We start from the raw sequence: 23829 nt of genomic DNA, 5'->3' as shown, positions 1-23829 counted from the left end.
CTGAAATGATAAAGATTTATTAAAATTAGGGACTTGATAAATTCAAGAAATACATTACTTTTGCACCACATTTAAAAAAAGATACATGGCAACTAACAAAACATTTACAATGTTAAAGCCAGATGCTGTCGAAAAAGGACACATTGGCGCAATATTAGAAAAAATTACTGCCTCAGGATTTAGAATCGTAGCAATGAAGCTAACTCAAATGACTGCGGCAGATGCAAAGGAGTTTTACGCAATACATAAAGAGCGTCCATTCTTCCCAGAATTAGTGGAGTATATGACACGTGGGCCAATTGTTGCAGCTATTTTAGAAAAGGATAATGCCGTTGAAGATTTTAGAACTTTAATTGGTGCTACTAATCCTGCTGAGGCTGCTGAAGGAACTATCCGTAAATTATATGCTACTTCTATTGGTGAGAATGCTGTACATGGAAGTGATAGTGATGACAACGCTGCTATTGAAGGTGCATTTCATTTCTCAGGTAGAGAGATGTTTTAAACTCAATATTATGAGATATAAGAAGGCCATTAGAATTGATGGTCTTTTCTTTGCCTTAAAATCACCTAATTATTATAAGTCATTATGATTTTTTTTAACTCATTTTAATTATGCCCAACGGTCTGGAAATACGCAGTATCCGGAAAGGTATTGCGTATAGGATTTGTTCTCATCAGTTTTTATTTTTCATACTCTAAATTTAAAAAACCATCACCAATGAATAAATTAAGGATGTTATCGTCGCATAATTCATTAATTATTGGAATGAACTCTGCATTTGTACCATATGAAATGATCTTAATTTTTTTTATTCCATTTGGGTGATTATTTTTTTTTGGTTTGGGGTCAATATTAAAATAAGTCATTAGAAATGGGATTCTCCATTCTTCTGGAAAAAGGAGTTTCCATTTGAGTAATCTATTTGATGGATCTAATCTTTTGCTCTTCGTAATAAAGTAACCTTGCTTATACTTTTTTAAAACTTCCTCTTCTTTTTTAAAGTCGGTATCATAATTCTCCAAACATAATTCAATAAAACCCTCCTTCTCCTTATTCCACCGTTCCAATCTATCAATAACTTTATGCTTGCCGATCAGCTTTAAAAATAGTTTTGCATAGGGTGGAAGTTTTACATTTTCTAATACTTCAATATAGGGTCCTTGTGAAAAATAAATTAAGGCATTATGTGGATTTCTTTTTGAACCATATTCAATTTCAAATCCTTTGCTTTTAAAATGTTTGAATCCATTTCTTAAATTATCAACCTTGTATATTACATGACTTATTTTCATTTTTTTAATTGATGAGAACGTTTAGTATAAACGGTCGTTTTAATTCCGTTTATACAGTGTTGTACTTAGTTTTTTTATATGTATCCATTGTATATCAATGTTATTACAATTGTATTGTATGCGCCATGGCAGAATATTGAATACCATAAATTTCTTTTATAAAATAAGAAAAGCCCAAGATATACTGCACCAACAATCAATGCATTAATAAGTCCAGCTCCTCCCAATTGATAGTGATATGCACCAAAAATAGTAGCCGTTCCTATAAATGCTATAGTTGTTGCATATTTACCTTTAATCATTTTTTCTAGTCGAGAAAAGATGAATCCATGAAATACAATTTCTTCATAAAATCCACCAACTATCCACCCCATAATTATTATAATTAAATATTGACCTAAGTTACCTTTTATAAAAGCATGTAATCCAACTTCGGTATCTTCAAAAACTACGAAATTTTCTAGTACTGGAAAGAATATTAGTTGCATGAAGCTTAAAGTCAGTAACGCAACCAAACTCCCGATTAGAATCGATTTTGGTTTAAATTGTTTTAAGCTGAATCCAATATTTGAAAAAGTCTCATTGGAATATTTTAAAATGAGCCAAACTAAAACAAATATCGGGACACTGTATCCGAAATTTGGAATGAGTTCAGTATGCGGTAAAATGACAATAACGGATATTGTAATAATATTGAGTAGTATCTCATTTATTCTCATAACTCAATTAAGTACAACTAGGGAATATAACATTATTTTTAGCCCAAATATGTTTTATGTGATAAAGAAAGCTATAAATATTGATAGTTGTAATACGTAAGGTTACATATTTATTCTTTTTTTCGTGTGCCAACAAAAGTACCATTAGGCTGTATAAACTTAACTTCGGTAATAGTGCCATCGGTTTCTATAAATTCTACCTTAAAGCCTTCTAAAGTCTTAAAGTTAAACTTATGTTCTGCCGTGGGTAAAAGAGGGTATTCTGGCTGACCCGGTACAAAGACAAAGAGCACATTCTCGTCTTTAATATAGGTTTTAATTTCCGTACCCATTAAATCGTATAAGCCTACATACTGCTCTAAAGTGTCTGCATCTACATCTATGGTATTTGGTGTGCGTTTAAAGGCTATAGGATCTGTCATAGGCTCTATATTGGCCTTCATATAATCTATATCGCCAGCCACATTAGTGGTAAACATCACCTTTAGTGCACCACCAATCTGAGATGCTTCAATCTTACCATCATTAACATCTATAAGCTCAAAAGTATCATAATGGTAATGGTGCAGGTATTGTCTGTTGTTATCCAACTCTGTATACATCGTATCGTTTTCTACAACAACCTCAAACTTACCATAACCTGGATGTTCGTAAAAACCAGTGTAATCTAACAAAATATGTGATGGTTTTGTTCCTTTAACATTAGCATCTTCTTTGCCACCATCTTCTGCCTTCGCTTGAGCTTCTAGAGCCTTTTCAATATCCTTTTTATATTCTTTTGCCCATTCTGTTTTTTCAACCTTAAGCATATGATCTGCTGCAATACTTCTTATTAATTGTGGTACGGCAGATCCGTTTTGGTTGGTCAGTACCACTATACCTATATTATCCATAGGATATAAGGCTACACTTGCTGAGAAACCATCTATATTACCACCATGCTCAACCAAGTAATGCCCTTTATAGGAGTGTAAAAACCAACCATAACCGTAATTGGCATATTGTACGTCTGGTAATTCCTCCGATGGGAAACCTGCAGCGGCAACCATCTGAGAGCTCATAGCTTCTTGTATATAATCTTCTGGCAAAATCTGCTCCTCACCAATTTTTCCTTTATTGAGCCATAACATCATCCATTTGCTCATATCATTAACGCTGCTGTTAATGCTTCCCGCAGGTGACATTCCTGAGATGTCGTAATAATCCATTTTCTTAACCATTCTATCTTCGTCTAGTCGGTAACCTACGGCAATGTTGCTAGAGCTTTTCCAGCCAGCCAAGTTGGTTTTAGAACGGTCCATACCCAATGGCTTAAAGAATTCTTCTTCAATATTCCGTTCCCAAGATTTACCTGTAAGTTTCTCAGTGATAACGCCTTGTAGTAAAAAACCAAAGTTATTGTAATACCAACGTTGGCGTACACCTGTAAATGGTTCGTGATATTTCATACGTGCCACCAAGGTATCCTTATTTTTATTTGGAAAAAAGTACCAAGCGCCGTCGTGTCTAGGTAAGCCTGTACTATGGCGCATCAAGTCTTTAATGATAATATTGTTATTCATATCGCCATTATAAAACTCTAATCCTGGAACATGCTGTATTGGACTGTCATCAAAATCTAGTTTGCCATCCTCGCGTAATAAACCTAATAAGGCAGAGGTAAAGGCTTTGGTTGAGGATCCAATGGCATATAAGGTATTGGCATCTGCTGGTAATTTCTTTTCATAATCTTTATAGCCAAATCCTTTGGCATAGACAATTTTATCGCCTTCAACAATGGCAACTGCAAAACCAGGTGCTTTACTGGTTTCTAAAATAGAATTAAACTGTTTTTCTATACCTTTTAATCGCTTATCGGTCTGAGCAAAAGAGAAGGTAATACATAAGGAAAGGACAAATAAAATGGAAATGCGTTTCATATTTGGATTAGTTTAATGGTGTCATAAGCTATAAGTAGCAAAATATTATAATAAGTTACTGATTTTTGAGGTGAATTTTTAGAAAATTACAATTCGTCTGTAAAATTTTACAATTCGGTAATATGGGTTTTAAAAAACTGGAAATGTGTCGGATATTTGTATCAATTAAAAAAGTAAGTCATGAACGTATTAACAAAAATTGCAATTATCATCATATTGAGTCTGGTATCTTATGTGTCAAATGCACAGAAGGAATTTAAACTAACTGTGAATATTGAGGAAGCAAATAGTAATGAAGGTCAAATGATGATTGCGCTTTATAATAGCGAATCAGATTTTTTAGATAAAATCTTTAAAGGTGCCAAGAGTGAGATTAGCAATAATGGATGTACGGTATCCTTTGAAAATGTACCTGAAGGGACTTATGCGGTTTCCATTTTTCATGATGAAAACAAGAATGATAAATTAGACGGCAATTTTATTGGTATCCCAAAAGAAGATTATGGATGTTCTAATAATGCTAAAGGTTTTATGGGACCTCCAAAATGGAAGGATGCCAAGTTTGAATTAAAAGAAGATAAATCAATAACAATAACACTTTAAAATCAATCAACAAATGAAAAGTTTAATCATCATGGCTTTATTAGTCGTTACAGGAATGACAAAAGCACAGACTAATTATGAAAAAGGAATGACGAAGGCGTTTCAGCTTTGGGAAGCTGATCAATGGGATGAAGCAGAGAATTTATTTGTACGAATCTCAAATGCGGAGGAAAATGAGTGGTTGCCAAATTACTACGTTGCTTTTATGAACAGTTTAAAAAGCTGGAATATCAAAGACGAAGCGATCTTAAAAGCGCAATTGGATAAAGCCCAGGAACACCTAGATATTGCTATGGCAAAAAGTAAAAACAACCCAGAGCTAATGGTAATACAAGCGCAGGTATTAACCAACTGGATTGCTTATGATGGTATGACCTATGGTATGAAATACTCTGGCAAAGTAAGTGAGCTTTACGCCAAGGCTTATGATATAGCACCAGAAAATCCTAGAGTGGCATATTGTAAGGCAAGTTGGGCCATGGGAAGTGCGCGTTACTTTGGAAAGGATACCAAGCCTTTTTGTACAGATATTGAAGCGACAATAGAACTTTTTGATACCTTTAAAGCAGAGAGTGAGTTTCACCCAAAATGGGGAAAAGATAGAGTAGAGGGTGACATTGCTACTAATTGTAAAAAGTAATAAAACTAGTTAAGAGATGCTTAAATCAGCTAAAAGTTTAGTCGTTGTTTTTTTAATTGGTTGTGGTATATATGCCATCAGATTTTTCATGGTAGTTAATGAGGTTAATTATGATGACATCAATTTATACCTAGTTGATTTTGGTATTACACAGTTGTATACGTTTGCTTTAAGTTATGTCAACTCTTTATATTTTGATTTTATTCAAAAACTAAAAATCAGAAATTACGATGTACTAAAACGAATTATCTATGGTATATTAGGAGCAACGGTAATTACCTTGGCTTCAATATTTATAATGAGAATATTAGTCTTGGTCTTTTTGTACGGTCAATCCTTTAAAACATTTTTCCAAAACGACGGATGGAGTGGCTATGCATTTGGCCTTTGGATAACACTAAGCATTTTATCAATATTTTATATTACTTATTTCTACAACCGTTATCAAAAAAATAAGGTTAAGGAGCAAAAAGTAATTGCAGGTGCGGCGAGTGCTAAGTTTGATGCTTTAAAGAATCAATTAGATCCACACTTTTTATTCAACAGCCTGAATGTATTAACAAGTTTAATTGAGGAAAATCCTGATAGTGCAAAGAAGTTTACTACCTCTTTATCTAAGGTCTATCGCTATGTATTAGAGCAAAAGAATAAAGAACTGGTTACTGTAGACGAAGAATTAAAGTTTGCCAAAACCTATATGTCGCTATTAAAAATGCGATTTGAAGACAGTATCATTTTTGATATTCCGGATAAGTCTTCAAACCTAGAAAATAAAGTTGTGCCTTTGTCATTACAGTTGCTTTTAGAAAACGCTGTAAAGCATAATATGGTTACCTCAAGTAAACCATTGCACATAAAAATATATGAAGACGGAAATCACCTGGTGGTGATGAATAATCTTCAGCCAAAACAAATCGTAAAGAAGGGTAGTGGTGTTGGATTAGAGAATATTAAGCAACGCTACGCACTTCTGACAAAAAGAAAAGTTTACATCAATCAACGAGAGAAGGATTTTGCAGTAGCAATTCCGATTCTCACAAAACAAGTATCAATTATGAGAACAACACAACGATCAGAAGACAGACTACGAGACGATTATGTGAGGGCACGTAAGCGCGTCGACGAATTAAAAGGATTTTATTATAGCATAATCTCCTATGTAATTGTAATTCCATTTTTATATTTTATCTGGCGCACTTTTACACCATTCACCATCCAATGGTTTTGGTTTCCACTAGTATTTTGGGGAATAGGATTAGTATTTAATGCTTACCGTGTCTTTGTAGATCAAGGTGCATTAGGAGCTAAGTGGGAAGAACGCAAAATACAGGAGTATATGCGTGAGGAAGAACAAAAAAATCGTTGGAATTAATTTGTGGAATTATGAAAAATCAAAACTCTAATTTAAGTTATATAAAAGCTAAAAACCGCGTGGAACGTCAGAAGGGCTTTTACACACACCTAATTATTTACTTAATTGTAAATATTGTATTAACCGGTTTTAAGGTTTGGGGCGGTTTAAATAGTTGGAATAGTTTTATAGATGAATTTCTAACCATAAACGTACTGAGCACATGGGTGATTTGGGGCATATTTGTAGTGCTACATTTTCTATCGGTTAAGTTTGGGCAAGCTTGGGAAGAGCGTAAAATAGAACAGATTATGAATGAAGAATTATCTAATAATTCAAAATAAAAGATATCATGGAAAAATATAATATAGAGCCATATGGCAAAGAAGATAATGTTTCGGATTATAGAAAAGAAGAAGCATATTTAAGAGCAAAGAAAAAAGTAGAATCTTTAATAGGTTTTTACTGGCACTTCGCAGTTTACATTATAGTTAATGTCTTTTTAATTATTCTCATAGGCGTTAATGCAGGTTTTGACGGTTTCGGACCATATGCAACTGCAGTATTTTGGGGAATAGGTTTATTCTTTCACTTAATTGGTGTGTTTGGACCAGATTTCTTCTTTGGGAAGAATTGGGAGAAGCGCAAGATCGAAGAGTTTATGGATAAGGAACGTAAGAACTGGGAGTAGCCATGACAGAATTCAATGAACAAGAAAGCCTCATTAGAGCAAAGAAAAAGGTAAAACAGATTCAGATTTTTTACCTTCATTTGGTAGGTTACCTAGTAGTAGTTAGTTTGATTCTGTATAACTTTTATATTATGGACGGTGGTCCACACAAAAAGGCCGTTACATGGGTTAATACGAGTACCTTAGTAGGTTGGACCATTTTTATAATCATCCATTGGTGGCGTGCATTTAAAGGTAGATTCTTGTTTAAGAAAGAATGGGAAGATCGAAAGATTGAAGAATACCTTAATAAAATTACAGAGGAAGAAACAACAATGTGGGAGTAGGCTAATTTTAAGCCAACTAAAAAACTTTTTTTAAAGAATGAATGTAATAATTATTGAAGACGAGAAGCCTTCTGCAAGACGCTTACAACGCATGTTAAGTACTATTGGGATAGAAGCTGAAACAATGTTGCACTCCGTAGAAGAATCCATAGATTGGTTTCAGAATAATGAACACCCAGATATTATTTTTTTAGACATTCAGCTTAGTGATGGGCTTTCGTTTGAGATTTTTGAGACTCTCGAAATTAATTCTGCTGTTATCTTCACAACAGCTTATGATGAGTACGCACTTCAAGCTTTTAAATTAAATAGCATAGATTATTTGCTCAAGCCAATTGATGAAGACGAGTTGCAAGCGGCCATAAAACAATATAAAAGTACTACACAACAGCAGAAGTCAGTTACATTAGATTTTAATGATATAAAGAAACTCTTGGTTAACCCAATTGAACGTGAGTATAAAAAAAGGTTTTCTGTAAAAGTCGGCCAACATTTAAAGCTGATTAATATAGAAGATATAGAATGTATTTACAGCGAAAACAAAGGTACTTACGCACATACGGTTGAAGGCAGAAATTATCTTTTAGATTTAACTTTAGATCAGTTGGAAGATGAGTTAGAGCCTCACATGTTTTATAGAACTAGCCGTAAATTCTATGTGAATATTAATGCAATTAAAGATATTATTAGCTACACCAATTCTAGGCTTCAGATAAAACTCAACCATTATAATGAACAAGATGTTATTGTGGCAAGAGAACGTGTAAAGGATTTTAAAAACTGGCTAGAATAAATCAAGCAATTTAATCGTCTTCGATTCTATTATCATCAAAAGCAGACGGCAATAACTTTGGAATAAACTTCACAAAAAGTGGAAGCAGAAGCATACCTCCTGGCAACATAAAAATAGCCAAACTAGGTATGGATTTAAAGATATCTAACAATTGAGTCTGTATCTTCTTTTGCTCATCGTCAGTAAGATGTCTTTGTGTAGATTGCGCTAGTAATGACATGGCTTCCTTGCTTTCAGACAGTTCTCTTATTAACCGTTTGCTATTTCTTTTAATGAGCCTTGTCACTACCTTACTGCTATTGTCATAAAAACTTTGAGCTAGATTTTTTGAACTCAAAAAAGCTACATCTTCCTTATGTTCGTTGTAGAATGTATTTATATCATCTACAGACTGTGTAATTACGCTGTTGTCAAGTGCTAAACTCGAATTTAACTCGCTCAAAAACTCACGTTCGGCCTTGTCAATAACCTTGTCAGTCCATGATGCCATGCACACAAGATCTACCACATAGAGTTTTTCTAATGGCGTTGTGATAAATGAAATTGCCTCATGATAAGATGGTGGCTGTGATTTTTTATGTCTTATGGAACCTTCAAATAACTTAATAAGGTTTTGGTCGTAATGGGATTTGTTTACTTTTTTCTCCATTACCGAAAAAATGATTGTCTCTAAGGATGCTTCGAGGTTATTTATATAGGTCTTTATACTATTATTGTTGAGTAAAAAGCGCTGGTAGCCCAATACGTCTACAAATAATAAGGCATTTATTAAAAAATAATTAAAGCTTTTCGTAATAAAATTATCATCAACGTGGATACGTTTATGTATCATTTTCTCTAATAAACTATCAGAAGTATTATCGCTAAATAATTCTTCAAAAAATGATCTCTTTTTTTCACTGATAGCTTTGTAATATCCAATTAAGCTTTCAATAAAATCTTGATTGGTATTCGCTTTTTTATATATGAAATAATAGGTGAGAAGTAGATTGATTTTACAGCGTTCTTCCTCAGTTAAATCAAATGGTTTTACAATATCCAAAACTACTTTGATATTGCTTCCGTAAATGAAACCAGTTTGCTTAAGTTTTATGTAAAACTCGGTTAATTGGGTATCTGAATACATGGTTTCAGAAACTTCCTTAATTAATTTTTTTATCCAGCCGTGAGCTGATGGATTCATAGAGGTAGAATTATTATATAAAGATAAATTTTATCTTCAAATTTAAACAGTTAGGTCAATTAAAAAAGCCATCATAATTGATGGCTTTAATTATAGCTCATTTTTTAAGTTCTATTCAATAATTCCTGCACAACTTACTCTTGCACCTGCAGCACCCGACGGTTGTGAGATTAAATCATCTTCTCCTTGATGTACAATTACCGCTTTACCTATAATATTTTTTGTGTCATCTCCGCATCCTATACACCATTGATCCGTTGTAAGTGATATTTCAGCATTACCTTCTGCATTTGCAGTCATATTACCTATGTCTCCTTTATGGAAACCAGACTCTGCTCCCCAAGCACCATGAGGTTGACCTGCTGGATTCCAATGGCCACCAGATGATTTTCCATCGGGCGACGAACAATCTGCTTTTTCATGTAGATGAATGGCATGTACACCTTCGGTAAGCCCAGAGAGTTTACCTTCCATTGTTACTTGACCATCCTCATCGTTAAAAATGATAGTACCAGTAACATTACTATCACTTTTAGGAGACATGGTTACAGTAATTGTTTTGTCAGTTTTTGTGCCTTCTACAACTTCCTCAATTTCGGTTTCGATAATTTGTTCTGCTTCTTTTTTATCTTTTTTACATGCCGTAGCAAAAATTAGAGTTACTGCTAATGCAATTAGTTTTAAGTGTTTCATTTTAGATGTGTTATTTAGATAAAAGTAAAGTTAAGCAACTGATTGCTTCAAAACAAAATAATCTTGAGCAGAATATAACAAAACTGGTACAGCAATTGCAAACATTAACCATCTAAACATATGTTTGTATTGCTATAACCAAAACTCATTGATTTCAAAATACTAAGGAAAGGATAAAAACATGATGTTACCAAATCCAAAACCTGCTACACCCAGCTTATAGATTAATGTTCTATTGATATGGCTTTTACCAGAGCTAAAATCATCAAGACTAATGTATGGTTCATAACCAATTGAACTCAATAGCAAAACAATTTCCTTAAGATTTGAAGTGTCAGAATTATAGGTAATTCTAACTGTTTTCTTCCCGAAGTTTACTTGAGAATCAGAGATGTTTTCATTGAGTTTGTTTAGGTTTTCAAGAATCCAAATACAAGAGCTACAGTGGATATGTTGAATATAAAGTGTAGCAACTTCTAAAGTATCACTTCTAAAATCTGTAAGTTTTTCAATGATGTTTTCTTGGGATAAGAAATCGTATTTGCCTTCTATTTCCTTAGGAATAGCACCACGAGTATTTCCCATGTCATAGTAACAGGTCAATTCATTCTCGTTAAAAATTTCAAAAACAGTTTTACAACCGTTACAGCAGTATGATTTATCTTGAAAAGAAATTGGGTGACTACCACAATCATCACCACAATGAAAACAGGAGTTATTTACCATTTAAAATTTGCTCAATTATACCTGTAACAAAAGTGGTATTATAATAATACTTAAAATATGATATTTATCATGTAATTCTTATATTTGATATTGTCACAAAATCAATTGGTATGAGTAAATGTGAATCTTGTATTGTTAAGGAATTCAATTCTTTAAAATCCTTGACAAGACAGGAACTAATGAGAGTATCAGCTTGTAAAACTGGGAAAATCTATAAAAAGGGTCAAGTTATTTTTGAAGAAGGAGAGACCTTAAATGGAGTTTACTGCGTTAGAGACGGTGTTTGTAAATTAACTAAGTTGAGCGAAAATGGAAAGAATCAGGTCGTTAAGCTTGTGGTAAAAGGAGGTTTATTAGGTAAACGTTCTTTAGTTACAGAGCAAAAAACCAATTTAAGTGCTGTAGCTCTTAATGATATGGAAATGTGTTTTATTCCGAAGAGTGAGATTATGGCAGACTTAGTCAAGAATCCAAAATTCACAATGGATGTTTTAAAGAAAATGGCTAACGATTTGAAAGATTCTGATATTTCATTAGTAAATATGGCTCAGAAATCAGTAAAACGCAGAATGGCCGAAATATTAATATACATATATGATAATTTCGGAACCAATGCTGATGATTATTTAAATATTGTAATATCTCGAGAGGACTATGCAAGCATAGTAGGTACAGCAACAGAATCAGCCATTAGAATTTTATCACAATTTAAAAAGGAAGGTCTTATTTCCACAAAAGGAAAACAGATAAAAATTGAAGACTATGGTAGTCTTAAATGGATAGAATAATAAAAAAACGCTCTAAATTTTAGAGCGTTTTTTTATGACTTAATCTACGGAGAAGGTCTTGTATTCTTTAAACGGATTCATTTTTACTTGCGTCATTTTTTCTTGATAGCTTTTCCATTCCGTATTGAAGAAATTATTAGTTTCTCCAAACAACTCATCTAAAGCATCTTTTGCATGCTTAATCAATGTAGTTTCTGTAGAAGTTAATCCATTTTGGCTATTAAATACATAGCCTGCAGCTGTTCTTAATCTTTGAAGAGGTGTTACTTCAGGATTTCTAGTTATACCTTGACGCTTATCTACCTTACCTAAATATTTGTCAATTAAGCTGTCAATTGCTTTTACAATCTCTTTTGATTCTTTAATCTGATCTTTAAATCCTTCTTTGTCTAACTTACTTAGATCTTTTTTAAACTTTTCTGAGATGGTTTTACTTTCAGATAATTGTTTAACAGCATCGGCAGAGGATTTTTGCAGTTTTTCTAGCTCTTTAGCTGCTGCATAGACTTCATCGATATTCTTCTGTGATACTTCTAATCTTGGGTCTGACACAACTTTTATATTTGATTCAGATGATTGGTCGCCATAATGTAAAACTACTCTGTATGTTCCTGGTTTTACACCTACACCACCAGGTTCACCGCGTCGTGGTCTAACTCTTCTAGATGGTCTGTCAACACCAGCTTCATCCATATACCAAGTCCATTTTTGAATGCCGTTTTCTTTTGGAGCTTTGCGTTTAAGGGTTCTTATTAGTCTGTCACCATCATAGATTTTTAATGTTAATGAATCCCATTTCACTGCTTTCTCTATATCTACTTTTTTAGCACTAACATTTTTATCAGCTTTTTTTGCATTATCCTTTATGTCCGACTTCACAGCGTCCTTTTTATTGAACATATATGCTAAACTAGCTCCACCAGGACGATTTTCGCCTTGATACATCGCATCTGCACCAAAACGACTACCAGTTGGTTGTTGATAAGCTGCTTGATATGCTATTGGAGTATCAAAAAGTTTGATGTTTGCTTTAGTTACAGAAGGGTTTTTAGCCATTTCTCGTAAGGGTCTAATATCATCTAAAACCCATGCTGCTCGACCGAATGTACCTATTACCAAATCATGTTCACGAGGGTGAATTACTAAATCCTTTACAGAGGTTGTCGGGAATCCTTCTGTCCATTTAGTCCATTTTTCACCTGCATCAATAGAAACATAAAGTCCATCATCAGTACCTAAAAACATAAGATTAGGTTCTTCTAAATCTTCAACTATGGCTAGAGTATAACTTTGTACATCTCTATCATCTACAATACGCTCCCAAGTTTTACCATAGTTTTTGGTTCTATAGGCATATGGTGTATAATTAAAGCGTCTGTAGTCATTGGCAATTAAAAGTGCTTCTCCTTTATTTTTATTAGAAGCTTTTATTTGTGCAACCCAACTTCCTTGAGGTAAACCTTTTATGTTTTTTGTAACCTCTGTCCATTGTGTGCCACCATCTGTTGTGTAATGAACACGTCCATCGTCTGTTCCTGCCCAAAGCATATCCTTCTCAACAGGTGAGGGTTCTATCACTAAAATAGTAGTATGGTTTTCAGCACCAGTAGCATCCATTGTCAAACCACCACTTTCTGATTGTTTTTGTTTTTCAGGATCATTAGTTGATAGGTCAGGAGAAATTATGGTCCATGTCTCACCCTTGTCTGTTGATTTATGTACAAATTGACTTCCAAAATATATGGTGCTATTATTAAATGGATCAATATTTATTGCAGAGTTCCAGTTGAACCTTAACCTAATATTTGGGTCAGGATGAGTTGGTCTTACCGAGTAGTTATTTCCAGTTTGCCAATCGTATCTACTCACATATCCTTGTTGACTCATAGACCATCCATATCTAGAATCGTCTCTGTCTGGTACTACATCAAATCCATCACCAAAACTAATTTCTTGCCAATAGCTATTTCTAATCCCTTGTGCTCGCCAAACATATGCTGGTCCGCGCCAAGATCCGTTGTCTTGCATACCACCATATACATTATAAGGATATTCATTGTCCACAGCAATATGATAAAATTGAGCCACAGGAATGTTGCCAATAAAACGCCAGGTTTTACCTCCATCTCTGGTAATATTCATCCCGCCATCGTTTCCGTCTATCATAAAACTACCGTCTTCGGGATGAATCCACCATGCATGGTGATCTGGATGTACACCATTACTCACACCATAGGCTGGCATTAACTGGCTGAAATTTTTACCGCCATCTTCGGACACATTTACATAGGTGAAAACTGAATAGACTCTATTTTCATTTTGTGGATCTACATAGATTTCAGAATAGTAAAAAGGTCTATTACCAATATCATTTTTGTCATTGATTTTCTGCCATTTAAACCCACCGTCATTACTTTTGTAAAGTGCATTTTTCTTGGCTTCAACAAGAGCATATACAATATTTGGTTTACCAGGTGCTATGGCCACGCCAATTCTTCCTAAATCACCTTCTGGCAGTCCATCCTCATCTGAAATCTTTTTCCAAGTTTTACCACCATCATGAGTCATATGCAACCCAGATCCTTTGCCTCCAGAATTAAAAAACCAAGGGTCACGCTTATGCTCCCACATAGCAACAAATAATTTGTTTGGATTGGTTGGATCCATTACCATATCAGCAACACCAGTTTTATTATTTGCGAATAAAATTTTATTCCAAGTTTTACCACCATCGGTAGTTTTAAAAACACCACGCTCAGGATGTTCGCCCCAAGGTGAACCAATGGCGCCAACATAAACAACATCTGGATTTGTAGGGTCCACTATAATTCTATGGATGTGACGTGTTTTTTCTAGACCCATAGCATTCCAAGTTTTACCACCATCAAGGGACTTGTAGACACCATAACCACCATTTAAGGAGTTACGGGGATTTCCTTCTCCTGTACCAACCCAAATAACACTTGGGTTTGATTGCTGAATTTCCACTGCTCCAATTGATGCAGTAAGTTCATTATCAAAAATCGGATCCCATTTTATGCCTCCAGAAGTAGATTTCCAAAGTCCACCAGATGCTGTGCCTACATACATTATATCAGGATTGTTATGAACAACATCAATTGCTGTGACACGACCAGACATTCCACCTGGACCAATATTTCTTGGTGCCATATTTTTAAGCATGTCCATTGATAATTCTTGTGCGATGAGAAGTGTTACGCTTAAGAGCATAACAAGAGAGAAAAGTTTTTTCATTCTAAATTAGGTTAGTTTTTGATAAAATTAAGGAAAAGAAAATTCGTATTTCTAAAAGAGATGTTAATGCTTTCATCAGCGTCTTAAAAAGCAGTATTTTTATACTAATATGAAAGAGAACTTGAAAAAATCTGGATTTGTTTTTAAGCAATATGAAGCTCAGAATCAGTCTCCATTTGATAAACTTTTTGAAATTTTCAAAGAACTCATAACTTACACTTCAGGTGATTTTGATGAGGCTATTGATTGGTTGAGGCAATTAGACCAAGAGTACAACCTAACAACACCAGAATATACTATTGAAGATTTTATTGAAGATCTAAAGAATAAAGGATACATACGCGAAGAAATTGATATAGATGGTCTAGGTGATGGTGAAGGCAAAGGTAAATTGACAATTACTGAAAAAACGGAGAGAGCCATACGTAAACAGGCACTTGAACATATTTTTGGTAAAATAAAACGTAGTGGTTCTGGAAACCATAGGAGTAAAGGCGTTGGAATTGGAGATGAACATACTGGTGAATTTAGATCCTATCATTTTGGTGATGCCTTAGAAAAAGTGTCAATAACTGAAAGTCTTAGAAATGCTCAAATAAATCATGGCGTTGGTGATTTTAATCTCACTGAAGACGATTTGGTTGTTGAGCAGACTTTACATAAAAGTCAAATGAGCACTGTACTCATGATTGATATTAGTCATAGTATGATATTATATGGTGAAGATAGAATTACTCCAGCAAAAAAAGTGGCAATGGCATTATCTGAATTGATAATGACTAGATACCCAAAAGACACTCTAGATATTTTAGTTTTTGGAAATGACGCTTGGCCCATTAAAATTAAGGATTTACCATATCTTAAAGTAGGACCATATCATACTAATACCGTGGCTGGTTTGCAGTTGGCAATGGATATGCTTAGACGTAAGCGTAACACTAACAAACAAATTTTTATGATTACGGATGGTAAACCAAGTTGCTTACGAATGCCAGATGGACAGTATTATAAAAACAGTAATGGACTTGATCCTTACATAACTAATAAATGCTACGCAATGGCTCAACAGGCAAGGCGATTACATATACCAATTACAACATTTATGATTGCTGAAGATCCTTACTTAATGAGATTTGTTAGGGAGTTTACACAAGCGAATAGAGGTAAAGCATTTTATACAGGATTGAAGGGATTGGGCGAAATGATATTTGAAGATTACGAAAACAATAGAAAAAGAAGAATTAAAGGATAATATGAAAAAGATACAGATAAAAACAATAGGAGACCTTAAGAAATCAGGTTATCAGAGCAAAACCATTAAAGACGAATTAAGAGAAAATTTAATATCTAACATAAAAGAAAAGAAAACTACATTTGAAGGAATACATGGTTACGAACATACCGTAATACCAGAATTAGAACGTGCAATTTTATCTAAACATAATATCAATTTGTTAGGATTGAGAGGGCAAGCCAAGACACGTCTAGCTCGGATGATGATAATTTTATTAGATGAATATATACCATATGTTGAAGGCTCTGAGATAAATGATGATCCACTAAAACCCATATCTCGTTATGCAGTCGAGTTAATTAAAGAGAAAGGGGATGACACACCAATAGCATGGATACACCGGAGTGAACGTTTTGTTGAAAAACTGGCAACTCCAGATGTTACGGTAGCTGATATTATTGGAGATGTAGATCCCATTAAAGCAGCCAATTTAAAATTGAGCTATGCTGATGATCGCGTGATACATTATGGAATGATACCTCGTGCTAATAGATGTATTTTTGTGATTAATGAATTACCAGATCTGCAAGCAAGAATACAAGTAGCACTATTTAATATTTTACAAGAAGGGGATATTCAAATACGTGGTTTTAAGTTGAGGTTGCCTTTAGACATGCAGTTTGTTTTTACTGCAAATCCAGAAGATTACACAAATAGAGGAAGTATCGTTACACCCTTAAAGGATAGAATAGGTTCTCAAATACTAACGCATTACCCAAATACAACTGAAATAGCAAAGACTATTACAAACCAGGAATCGCGTTTAGATGATCGTCAAAAATCTACAATTTATGTACCCGAACTTGCCAAGGACCTTATTGAACAGATAAGTTTTGAAGCTCGAGAAAGTGAGTTTATAGATGTAAAAAGTGGTGTTAGTGCAAGAATGAGTATTACGGCCTTTGAGAATCTACTCAGTACGTCAGAACGACGTGCTTTAATTTCAGGTGATGAATCTACAACAGTCAGATTATCAGACTTTATTGGAGTTATTCCTGCAATTACGGGTAAGGTTGAACTTGTTTATGAAGGTGAACAAGAAGGTGCGGATTTTGTCGCTCAAAATTTATTGGATAATGCCATAAAAACGTTGTTCCCAAAGTATTTTCCCAAAATTGAAAAACTTCAAAAGCAAGATGAAGAAACACCTTATGATGATTTGATATCTTGGTTCTTTAATGGAGATGGATTTGAACTCTTAGATGATTATGATGATGTAACTTACCAATCTAAATTAGATGAAGTTAAACCTTTAGATAGTTTAATCGCAGATTACCAGCCAGACATAGATCCAAAAGATGTTTATTTTGAAAAAGAGTTTATTCTTTGGGGCTTGGTGCAATTTAAAAAATTGAGTAAATATCGTTACTCCGAAGGACTTCAGTTTCAAGATCCTTATGGGAGTTATATAAGTGGGTTATAGTCTTACTATGACATAGAATTACAAATGCAACTTGGTTGCATTTGTAATTTATTACACTTAAATTTGTCCTCTTCATTAATAATAAATCTATAGACTATGGATAAGAAATTGCCGGTTACTGTTTTAAGTGGTTTTCTTGGAGCAGGAAAAACAACTTTATTAAACCATGTTCTGCATAATAAGCAAGGCCTAAAGGTTGCTGTAATTGTTAATGATATGAGTGAGGTAAATGTTGATGCGGCACTTGTTAAAAGCGAGAATACGCTTTCGCGTACAGAGGAGAAGCTTGTAGAAATGAGTAATGGATGTATTTGTTGTACACTGCGTGAAGATCTAATGGTTGAGGTTGAACGTCTTGCTAAGGAAAACAGATTTGATTATTTACTTATTGAGAGTACAGGTATTAGTGAACCGATTCCCGTAGCACAAACTTTTTCATTTGTCGATGAGGAAAATGGTATTGACCTATCACGCTTTAGCTATGTTGATACCATGGTTACTGTTGTAGATACCTTTAATTTCTTTAAGGATTTTGGTAGTCCTGAATTACTGGTAGATAGAGATTTAACAGATATTGAAAATGATTATAGAACCATAGTAAATCTATTGACTGATCAAATAGAATTTGCCAACGTAATTATTCTAAATAAGACGGATTTAGTTTCCAAAGATCACTTGGGTGTATTAAGAGCAACTATAAACAAATTAAACCCATCTGCTCAGATTATTGAGTCTAGTTACAGCAAAGTAGATCCAAGTAGAATTCTAAATACTGGGTTATTTGATTTTGATGAGGCTGAGCAAAGTGCAGGATGGATCGAAGAACTGAATAAGGAAGACCACACTCCAGAAACAGAGGAGTATGGGATTTCTTCTTTTGTTTATAGAACAAAAAAGCCATTTGACCCTGTTCGTTTTATGAATTATATACAACAAAGATTTCCGTTATCCATTATAAGAAGTAAGGGATTGTTTTGGTTGGCTTCGCGTCCAGACCAAGCTTTAATCTGGGGACAAGCAGGAGGCTCATTAAAGGCAGATAGTGCAGGAGTTTGGTGGAGCAGTATGCCTTTTGAAAGTAGAATACAGCAATACGCTTTTGTAGAAAATCAGGATCATATTGAAAAAGATTGGGATACGACATTTGGCGATCGAAAAAACGAGATTGTTTTTATTGGGCAGGATATGGATGAAGCTCTAGTCAGATCTCATCTTGATAGTTGTTTAGCTACAGATGATGAAATTAAATCACATAAATGGGAGGAAGGTTATGAAGATTCTTGGCCAATAGAACGTGCCTATGCTATTGAATAGACCTAAGCATTTTTCGCATATATTTATATCACCTAACTATTTCATTATGTATATAAGAACCAAGAGCACACTATTTCTTTTTTTAATTTGCACTATTCAGCCATGAGAGATAACTTTTACGATATCCATGACTGAAGTTATTAAAATTTTCAATGGCTTTTGGATTAGTATTAAAGGCTTTTGCAGGGCAGGTGGAATTACTCCATTTTCAACATCATCTATTGCCGTCTAAGTACCTGTTTTTTAGCAAGATTTATCATGTCGTATCCTGGGTTTTAGACAAGTCCAGCGTCTTCAAGCTCTATGATGTATTTTTTGTTTAAAGCACTCCACGTACTTTTTGGATTGCGAGGTGAGAAATACTGTTTTCGCTTTCCTTTACCTAGACTTTTTACTGTAGAATCAATCCAGCCGAAACATAGTGTAACCTTAACTGCTTACTCCTAGCGCATGGTGGGCATAGCAGTCTCGAGTTTATAGAAGATAAGAAGTACAGCCTTAAACTTATCGTGGTTGGATTGCAACCAATCGTACCATTCTACATCGCGTTCAAAATAATATTCTGGTATTTCTGAAATCATCAGATTTCTTTGGTCTCAATGTAAAAATCTCGATCTATGTTAAAAGTCTTAGCTGGTGTTTTTAACACTTGCCATTCCGAATTTGGAAAGAGCCAATGAGAATACCCATCTAACTCAACTTGGATAGGCATATCAAAACCTTTAATAATATTTGTATAGCGATAATTTAATTTACCGTCCTTCATTTTATATTCTAAAGTTGGAATCCTAACATCGCGTAGATACTGATTAAAAAATGATGTAAGGTCTTTATTTGTGCGTTTGCTAATGTAGTCTTCTACTTGTTGGCTCGACACAGTCTGATGATAAAACTCTTTATTCAAACCACGTAAGATTTCTCGCCATAAGCCATCGTCCTCAATTAATTGGCGTAATGTGTGAAGCATATTGGCACCTTTATAATACATATCACTTGACCCTTCATTGTTGACGTTATATTGTCCAATAAGCGGTCTGTCATTTTGAATATTAGCTCTTGTGCCTATAACATAGTCTGCTGATGCTTCCTTGCCGTAATAATAGTCTAGAAATAAGTTTTCCGAGTAAGCTGTAAATCCTTCATGAATCCACATATCTGCAGCGTCTCTGTAAGTAATGTTATTTGCAAACCATTCATGTCCGGCTTCATGAATTATTATAAAATCGAATTTAAGTCCCCAGCCTGTTCCTGACAGATCATTACCTAAATATCCCTTCTTGTATTGATTGCCATAAGTAACAGAACTTTGATGCTCCATACCTAAATAAGGGACTTCAACCAGTTTAAAACTATCCTCATAAAATGGGTAAGAACCAAACCAATGTTCAAAAGCCTTCATCATTTTTGGAGCATCCTTAAAATGTTCTTTCGCTATTTCTAGATTATCGGATAATACCCAGTAATCCATATCTAATGCTCCTTTTTCGCCATTATACGTTTCTGAAAAGTGTGTGTAATCACCTATATTAATGTTGACACCATAATTATTGATAGGATTGCTCACAAACCAATGTGATGTTACTGTGTTATCATCATTTTCTTCAAGATTGCGAAGTCTGCCATTAGAAACATTTGTTAAACCCTTTGGGTTGGTGACACTGATTAACATACTGTCAGGTTCATCATACATATGATCTTTATTTGGCCACCATACACTTGCACCTAATCCTTGGCAAGATGTGGCAACAAAATGTTTGCCATTTTCATCCTTTTTCCAGGATAAACCACCATCCCAAGGTGCACGTTTAGCTTCTCTTGGATGTCCTTTATAATGCAGGGTTAAGGAATTTATGGTATTGACTTCTTGCTGGTCAACAAGATTAATAAAATGTGCATTCATTTCTGATGTGAAGGATAATTCTTTTCCATTCTGAATCACTTTTTCAATCTGCAATGGAGATTGTAAGTCTATTTGAATCCTATTGTGAGGTTTAAGTACTTTATACTGAACTGTATTCTTACCCGAAATAAACTTTTCGTCTGGCTTAACTTCAATATCTAAATGATAATATGTGAGATCCCACCACTCACGTTCTGGAGTGATACTACCACGTAATGAGTCTTGTCTTGTAAAGTTGTTCTTTTCTTGAAGTAGTTGAGCAAAGCTTAATGAGAGGCATAATAAGAAAATTGCTGTTATGGCTTTTTTTTTCATTACCTAAAAATTTTGTTTGGGAATACCACCAAACTTTCATGTCCGTTTTCACCAACTGCAGATATTCCGAAAAAATAATTATCAATTACTATACCTTCTAATGTGAATTCTGAAATATCGCCAACGTACCTACTATTATCCCAAGTAGGGGAAGTGGTATCTCTCCAATAAATTTTATAGCCTTTAGCACCTTCAACTTTATTCCATTTAAATTTAGCTGAGGCTTCAACGACACCTCCAATTCCTACTTCTTTTGGTGATGGAGGAGCAGAAGCAAGGCTAGCCATGGTTATGGCATTAACAGCTGTTAATTTTTTACAATATGGAAAATTAACATGTTCAAAAGTATCACCATAATTAATTCCATTTTCTATTCTTATATCTTGGTGCTGTTGGGTATAATTTTCATGGGCTTCCATAATACGAATACCAGCAAAACCTTGATCATTAAATGGCCTGTGGTGACCACCACGTCCAAATCTGTCTAGGCGATATACCATCATTGGATTCATTTCAGGCATATAGGTTTTAGTCGTTTTATGAACATAACGAGCCAATTGCCTTGATATTCCGTCTACTTCACCACCATAAAAACGTCTACTTCTTGCTTGTCTAGCTAATGTTTTTGGGTCGGTTATGTCTGTTGTAATAGGCTCTGAAAAAATTCTGAATGTTCTATTGTCAACTACGCCGTCAACACCAGTAATGTTACCTATCATATCATTATTTAACACACCAATAATTTCCCATTCATTTTCCTTAGCATATTTTGCTAAACCTTGACCTCCAAATAACCCTTGCTCCTCTCCAGAGAGTCCAACATAAACAATACTATTTTCAAATTTATATTGAGAAAGAACCCTTGAAGCTTCCATGGCACCAGCCATTCCAGTCGCGTTGTCATTAGCACCAGGAGAATCTGTGGTGTAATCAGTTGGGTCAGAAACTCTAGAATCTATATCACCACTCATGATAATATACCTGTTTGGATATTTTGTTCCTCGTTGTATTGCAACTACGTTGACCACCATTACATCTTTTACAATGCGTTGGTTTGTCCCTTTTTCAACCAAATCCTTTTGATAAAAAACTTCTAAACAATCGTTACAGTTACTAGAAATTTTATCAAACTCTGATTTAATCCAACGTCTTGCAGCACCAATACCTCTTGTCTCAGAAAGCGTATCACTTAAGGTATGTCTAGTCCCAAAATCTGCGAGTTTTTTGACATCATTTCTTAATCTATCTTCTGATACGGCATCAACAATATCATAAATTTTAGGATCTGTTTGTGCTTCAATTGTAATGGAAAAAAGCAATGCTAAGGCAATAATGGTTGTTTTCATTGTAATTGTATTGAAATAAAGCTTAAAAATAATTGATTGAAAAATGAGATTGTATAAAAATTTGTTAATACAAACTTAGTTTTTAGAGGATTTAAGTATAAGAGTTCCAAAAATATTGGCATCTATCCAACCTCTGTTTTTATCATCACCTTCTACATATACCGATCCTATAAAGTTTTCCCTGTTTTTACTACTATCATTATCACAGTAGGCTAAAGCAAAACCTACATTTTTATTAGTATGTAATTTTACAGGATAATTTTTATCATCATCATCATATGAATCGTCATAAAGAGAAACTTTAACCTCCCAAATGGTGGTATTGCCCTCCGTTTTAATTTTTGATTGTACATGTGAGTTATACAGTTTCCCTTCCTTTTTAGTTGACATGTCAACTATATTTCCATCTAATGCAATGTGATAAGCAAAAGCATTATGATTAAATTGATGTTCACCACCACTATTATCTTCATCTATGAATATTTCTAAACAATCATCATCCCACCACGTGGTTAAAGGATCTTCATAAAAATCAACAAGTTTGTCATCTTGAATTTCAGCTAATAAGTAAAGGGCGTCCTCAGTCCATGCAAGTTTATATTTGCCTGAAAAGTCTTTTTCTGAATATGGATTACCAAGCCACCGTTGATCTAATTTGTGCCATTCACTCTTTTTCCAAATTTCTTCATCTGCTTTACCGTCTAATACTGGACCTGTAGTAGTATGATATACTTCAATCAATTGTTTTATCGGTTTAGAATTTTGAATTGCTTTTTTATAATTAAATATTACGGTTTCAACTTTACTTTTTTCATTTATATCAACATGAACGTTCATCTCAGAATCACTAATTTTTTCGAATGTAATCCCTTCGAATACCACTTTATTTTCAGTTATCTCCTTTAGAGGAAAGACTACAGTTTTGTCTTTTGTTTCCCCACCTTTTAGATCTGGTCCAAAATGTTTTAATTGAAGAATAAGGCTGTTTTCAATTTCCCTAATTATTTCAATTTCATAAAATTTAACCTTTCCCTCATTAATTAACTTAAAGGTGGCCAACATTGATCCACCAGATGGTTCACTCCAAATTTCTTCTGTAATACTACCAAAGGCTTCTCCATGCCATGTGCCCGAAATCCATGAAATATTTTCTAGAGTTGGTTCAATAGCCTTTTGTTTTGATGTTATATTTAAACATATTAGTAGCGAGAATAGGTAAGTGATTTTCATTAAATGATTCTTTTAAGTCTTTAT

The 23829-nt window shown here is 34.2% G+C and carries 24 protein-coding genes and 1 pseudogene; 13 read left to right on the top strand and 12 right to left on the bottom strand.

What is annotated here, in order from left to right:
* Positions 1-85 precede the first annotated feature (85 nt).
* Positions 86-505 (top strand): nucleoside-diphosphate kinase, encoded by a 420-nt coding sequence (locus DUZ96_RS05425; protein WP_114300931.1) that lies wholly within the window; start codon positions 86-88, stop codon positions 503-505.
* Positions 506-684: 179 nt separating this feature from the next.
* Here the strand turns inward: DUZ96_RS05425 and DUZ96_RS05420 are convergent, their stop codons facing one another.
* Both DUZ96_RS05420 and DUZ96_RS12905 read right to left on the bottom strand, forming a co-directional pair.
* A complete protein-coding gene (locus DUZ96_RS05420; protein ID WP_114300930.1) occupies positions 685-1296 on the bottom strand; it encodes a VOC family protein in 612 nt (203 codons plus the stop codon).
* Between the two features lie 74 nt (positions 1297-1370).
* On the bottom strand, positions 1371-1784 hold the full coding sequence (locus DUZ96_RS12905; protein ID WP_181855230.1) for a CPBP family intramembrane glutamic endopeptidase: 414 nt from the start codon (positions 1782-1784) through the stop codon (positions 1371-1373).
* Here DUZ96_RS12905 and DUZ96_RS12900 point away from each other — a divergent pair.
* Positions 1783-2115 carry a hypothetical protein gene (locus DUZ96_RS12900; RefSeq protein WP_181855229.1) on the top strand — a complete coding sequence of 111 codons (333 nt, stop codon included), beginning with the start codon at positions 1783-1785 and terminating at the stop codon, positions 2113-2115. The two genes, DUZ96_RS12905 and DUZ96_RS12900, sit on opposite strands and share 2 nt — an antisense overlap.
* Positions 2116-2125: 10 nt before the next feature.
* On the opposite strand, the gene DUZ96_RS05410 is transcribed toward DUZ96_RS12900, so the two are convergent.
* Positions 2126-3934 (bottom strand): serine hydrolase, encoded by a 1809-nt coding sequence (locus DUZ96_RS05410; protein ID WP_114300928.1) that lies wholly within the window; start codon positions 3932-3934, stop codon positions 2126-2128.
* Between the two features lie 180 nt (positions 3935-4114).
* Between DUZ96_RS05410 and DUZ96_RS05405 the strand changes: the two genes are divergently transcribed.
* The 7 genes from DUZ96_RS05405 to DUZ96_RS05375 are packed head-to-tail and all read left to right on the top strand — an operon-like array spanning position 4115 to position 8338.
* Positions 4115-4537 carry a DUF2141 domain-containing protein gene (locus DUZ96_RS05405; protein WP_114300927.1) on the top strand — a complete coding sequence of 141 codons (423 nt, stop codon included), beginning with the start codon at positions 4115-4117 and terminating at the stop codon, positions 4535-4537.
* A 13-nt stretch (positions 4538-4550) separates the two neighbouring features.
* The gene (locus DUZ96_RS05400) at positions 4551-5177 is read left to right on the top strand and encodes a hypothetical protein (protein ID WP_114300926.1); all 627 of its coding nucleotides are present in this window, start codon (positions 4551-4553) and stop codon (positions 5175-5177) included.
* A 16-nt stretch (positions 5178-5193) separates the two neighbouring features.
* Positions 5194-6549 carry a histidine kinase gene (locus DUZ96_RS05395; RefSeq protein ID WP_114300925.1) on the top strand — a complete coding sequence of 452 codons (1356 nt, stop codon included), beginning with the start codon at positions 5194-5196 and terminating at the stop codon, positions 6547-6549.
* An 11-nt stretch (positions 6550-6560) separates the two neighbouring features.
* Entirely contained in the window at positions 6561-6872 is a 312-nt protein-coding gene (locus DUZ96_RS05390) for a 2TM domain-containing protein (RefSeq protein ID WP_258774327.1), read from the top strand.
* 8 nt (positions 6873-6880) lie between these two features.
* Positions 6881-7219: a 2TM domain-containing protein gene (locus DUZ96_RS05385; protein WP_114300924.1), complete on the top strand. Its 339-nt coding sequence runs from the start codon at positions 6881-6883 to the stop codon at positions 7217-7219.
* Between the two features lie 2 nt (positions 7220-7221).
* Positions 7222-7545, top strand: coding sequence for a 2TM domain-containing protein (locus DUZ96_RS05380; protein ID WP_114300923.1), 324 nt, complete (start codon positions 7222-7224; stop codon positions 7543-7545).
* A gap of 37 nt (positions 7546-7582) precedes the next feature.
* On the top strand, positions 7583-8338 hold the full coding sequence (locus DUZ96_RS05375; protein ID WP_114300922.1) for a LytTR family DNA-binding domain-containing protein: 756 nt from the start codon (positions 7583-7585) through the stop codon (positions 8336-8338).
* 10 nt (positions 8339-8348) lie between these two features.
* Here the strand turns inward: DUZ96_RS05375 and DUZ96_RS05370 are convergent, their stop codons facing one another.
* The 3 genes and pseudogenes from DUZ96_RS05370 to DUZ96_RS05360 form a co-directional block, all read right to left on the bottom strand.
* Positions 8349-9521, bottom strand: coding sequence for an LETM1-related biofilm-associated protein (locus DUZ96_RS05370; RefSeq protein ID WP_114300921.1), 1173 nt, complete (start codon positions 9519-9521; stop codon positions 8349-8351).
* Between the two features lie 111 nt (positions 9522-9632).
* Complete coding sequence (locus DUZ96_RS05365) at positions 9633-10214, bottom strand: superoxide dismutase family protein (protein WP_114300920.1); 582 nt, start codon at positions 10212-10214, stop codon at positions 9633-9635.
* Positions 10215-10265: 51 nt separating this feature from the next.
* Positions 10266-10940, bottom strand: a pseudogene (locus DUZ96_RS05360) (heavy metal translocating P-type ATPase metal-binding domain-containing protein); the annotation flags it as partial.
* Between the two features lie 110 nt (positions 10941-11050).
* Between DUZ96_RS05360 and DUZ96_RS05355 the strand changes: the two are divergent.
* A complete protein-coding gene (locus tag DUZ96_RS05355) occupies positions 11051-11728 on the top strand; it encodes a Crp/Fnr family transcriptional regulator (RefSeq protein WP_114300919.1) in 678 nt (225 codons plus the stop codon).
* Positions 11729-11767: 39 nt separating this feature from the next.
* On the opposite strand, the gene DUZ96_RS05350 is transcribed toward DUZ96_RS05355, so the two are convergent.
* Positions 11768-14983, bottom strand: coding sequence for a VPS10 domain-containing protein (locus DUZ96_RS05350; RefSeq protein ID WP_114300918.1), 3216 nt, complete (start codon positions 14981-14983; stop codon positions 11768-11770).
* Between the two features lie 109 nt (positions 14984-15092).
* Here DUZ96_RS05350 and DUZ96_RS05345 point away from each other — a divergent pair, with 109 nt between their 5' ends.
* From DUZ96_RS05345 to DUZ96_RS05335, 3 genes are all read left to right on the top strand, one after another.
* Complete coding sequence (locus tag DUZ96_RS05345; RefSeq protein ID WP_114300917.1) at positions 15093-16235, top strand: VWA domain-containing protein; 1143 nt, start codon at positions 15093-15095, stop codon at positions 16233-16235.
* Position 16236: 1 nt separating this feature from the next.
* Complete coding sequence (locus DUZ96_RS05340) at positions 16237-17700, top strand: magnesium chelatase (protein ID WP_114300985.1); 1464 nt, start codon at positions 16237-16239, stop codon at positions 17698-17700.
* Positions 17701-17796: 96 nt separating this feature from the next.
* The gene (locus tag DUZ96_RS05335; protein ID WP_114300916.1) at positions 17797-19014 is read left to right on the top strand and encodes a GTP-binding protein; all 1218 of its coding nucleotides are present in this window, start codon (positions 17797-17799) and stop codon (positions 19012-19014) included.
* Between the two features lie 82 nt (positions 19015-19096).
* Here DUZ96_RS05335 and DUZ96_RS13230 read toward each other — a convergent pair whose 3' ends face one another.
* From DUZ96_RS13230 to DUZ96_RS05315, 5 genes are all read right to left on the bottom strand, one after another.
* Entirely contained in the window at positions 19097-19168 is a 72-nt protein-coding gene (locus DUZ96_RS13230) for a hypothetical protein (RefSeq protein WP_114300984.1), read from the bottom strand.
* Between the two features lie 289 nt (positions 19169-19457).
* Complete coding sequence (locus DUZ96_RS12895; protein ID WP_181855228.1) at positions 19458-19595, bottom strand: hypothetical protein; 138 nt, start codon at positions 19593-19595, stop codon at positions 19458-19460.
* A complete protein-coding gene (locus DUZ96_RS05325) occupies positions 19595-21229 on the bottom strand; it encodes a M1 family metallopeptidase (protein ID WP_114300915.1) in 1635 nt (544 codons plus the stop codon). The genes DUZ96_RS12895 and DUZ96_RS05325 overlap by 1 nt, the downstream gene beginning before the upstream one ends.
* On the bottom strand, positions 21229-22575 hold the full coding sequence (locus DUZ96_RS05320) for a M28 family peptidase (protein ID WP_114300914.1): 1347 nt from the start codon (positions 22573-22575) through the stop codon (positions 21229-21231). Before DUZ96_RS05320 ends, DUZ96_RS05325 begins: the two co-directional genes overlap by 1 nt.
* A 75-nt stretch (positions 22576-22650) precedes the next feature.
* The gene (locus DUZ96_RS05315) at positions 22651-23805 is read right to left on the bottom strand and encodes a DUF6265 family protein (RefSeq protein ID WP_220222693.1); all 1155 of its coding nucleotides are present in this window, start codon (positions 23803-23805) and stop codon (positions 22651-22653) included.
* Positions 23806-23829: the final 24 nt, after the last annotated feature.

This window comes from Winogradskyella sp. KYW1333 (assembly GCF_003335675.1).
GTDB lineage: Bacteria > Bacteroidota > Bacteroidia > Flavobacteriales > Flavobacteriaceae > Winogradskyella.
Note: the sequence above shows the minus strand (reverse complement) of the source record. Positions and strands in the feature narration are given on the sequence as shown.

What these genes read in the sequence shown, in the direction of transcription:
- DUZ96_RS05425 (WP_114300931.1), top strand. Translation starts at nt 86, where the DNA reads ATGGCAACTAACAAAACATTTACAATGTTAAAGCCAGATGCTGTCGAA.
- DUZ96_RS05420 (WP_114300930.1), bottom strand. Translation starts at nt 1,296, where the DNA reads ATGAAAATAAGTCATGTAATATACAAGGTTGATAATTTAAGAAATGGA.
- DUZ96_RS12900 (WP_181855229.1), top strand. Translation starts at nt 1,783, where the DNA reads ATGAAGCTTAAAGTCAGTAACGCAACCAAACTCCCGATTAGAATCGAT.
- DUZ96_RS12905 (WP_181855230.1), bottom strand. Translation starts at nt 1,784, where the DNA reads ATGCAACTAATATTCTTTCCAGTACTAGAAAATTTCGTAGTTTTTGAA.
- DUZ96_RS05410 (WP_114300928.1), bottom strand. Translation starts at nt 3,934, where the DNA reads ATGAAACGCATTTCCATTTTATTTGTCCTTTCCTTATGTATTACCTTC.
- DUZ96_RS05405 (WP_114300927.1), top strand. Translation starts at nt 4,115, where the DNA reads ATGAACGTATTAACAAAAATTGCAATTATCATCATATTGAGTCTGGTA.
- DUZ96_RS05400 (WP_114300926.1), top strand. Translation starts at nt 4,551, where the DNA reads ATGAAAAGTTTAATCATCATGGCTTTATTAGTCGTTACAGGAATGACA.
- DUZ96_RS05395 (WP_114300925.1), top strand. Translation starts at nt 5,194, where the DNA reads ATGCTTAAATCAGCTAAAAGTTTAGTCGTTGTTTTTTTAATTGGTTGT.
- DUZ96_RS05390 (WP_258774327.1), top strand. Translation starts at nt 6,561, where the DNA reads ATGAAAAATCAAAACTCTAATTTAAGTTATATAAAAGCTAAAAACCGC.
- DUZ96_RS05385 (WP_114300924.1), top strand. Translation starts at nt 6,881, where the DNA reads ATGGAAAAATATAATATAGAGCCATATGGCAAAGAAGATAATGTTTCG.
- DUZ96_RS05380 (WP_114300923.1), top strand. Translation starts at nt 7,222, where the DNA reads ATGACAGAATTCAATGAACAAGAAAGCCTCATTAGAGCAAAGAAAAAG.
- DUZ96_RS05375 (WP_114300922.1), top strand. Translation starts at nt 7,583, where the DNA reads ATGAATGTAATAATTATTGAAGACGAGAAGCCTTCTGCAAGACGCTTA.
- DUZ96_RS05370 (WP_114300921.1), bottom strand. Translation starts at nt 9,521, where the DNA reads ATGAATCCATCAGCTCACGGCTGGATAAAAAAATTAATTAAGGAAGTT.
- DUZ96_RS05365 (WP_114300920.1), bottom strand. Translation starts at nt 10,214, where the DNA reads ATGAAACACTTAAAACTAATTGCATTAGCAGTAACTCTAATTTTTGCT.
- DUZ96_RS05355 (WP_114300919.1), top strand. Translation starts at nt 11,051, where the DNA reads ATGAGTAAATGTGAATCTTGTATTGTTAAGGAATTCAATTCTTTAAAA.
- DUZ96_RS05350 (WP_114300918.1), bottom strand. Translation starts at nt 14,983, where the DNA reads ATGAAAAAACTTTTCTCTCTTGTTATGCTCTTAAGCGTAACACTTCTC.
- DUZ96_RS05345 (WP_114300917.1), top strand. Translation starts at nt 15,093, where the DNA reads ATGAAAGAGAACTTGAAAAAATCTGGATTTGTTTTTAAGCAATATGAA.
- DUZ96_RS05340 (WP_114300985.1), top strand. Translation starts at nt 16,237, where the DNA reads ATGAAAAAGATACAGATAAAAACAATAGGAGACCTTAAGAAATCAGGT.
- DUZ96_RS05335 (WP_114300916.1), top strand. Translation starts at nt 17,797, where the DNA reads ATGGATAAGAAATTGCCGGTTACTGTTTTAAGTGGTTTTCTTGGAGCA.
- DUZ96_RS12895 (WP_181855228.1), bottom strand. Translation starts at nt 19,595, where the DNA reads ATGATTTCAGAAATACCAGAATATTATTTTGAACGCGATGTAGAATGG.
- DUZ96_RS05325 (WP_114300915.1), bottom strand. Translation starts at nt 21,229, where the DNA reads ATGAAAAAAAAAGCCATAACAGCAATTTTCTTATTATGCCTCTCATTA.
- DUZ96_RS05320 (WP_114300914.1), bottom strand. Translation starts at nt 22,575, where the DNA reads ATGAAAACAACCATTATTGCCTTAGCATTGCTTTTTTCCATTACAATT.
- DUZ96_RS05315 (WP_220222693.1), bottom strand. Translation starts at nt 23,805, where the DNA reads ATGAAAATCACTTACCTATTCTCGCTACTAATATGTTTAAATATAACA.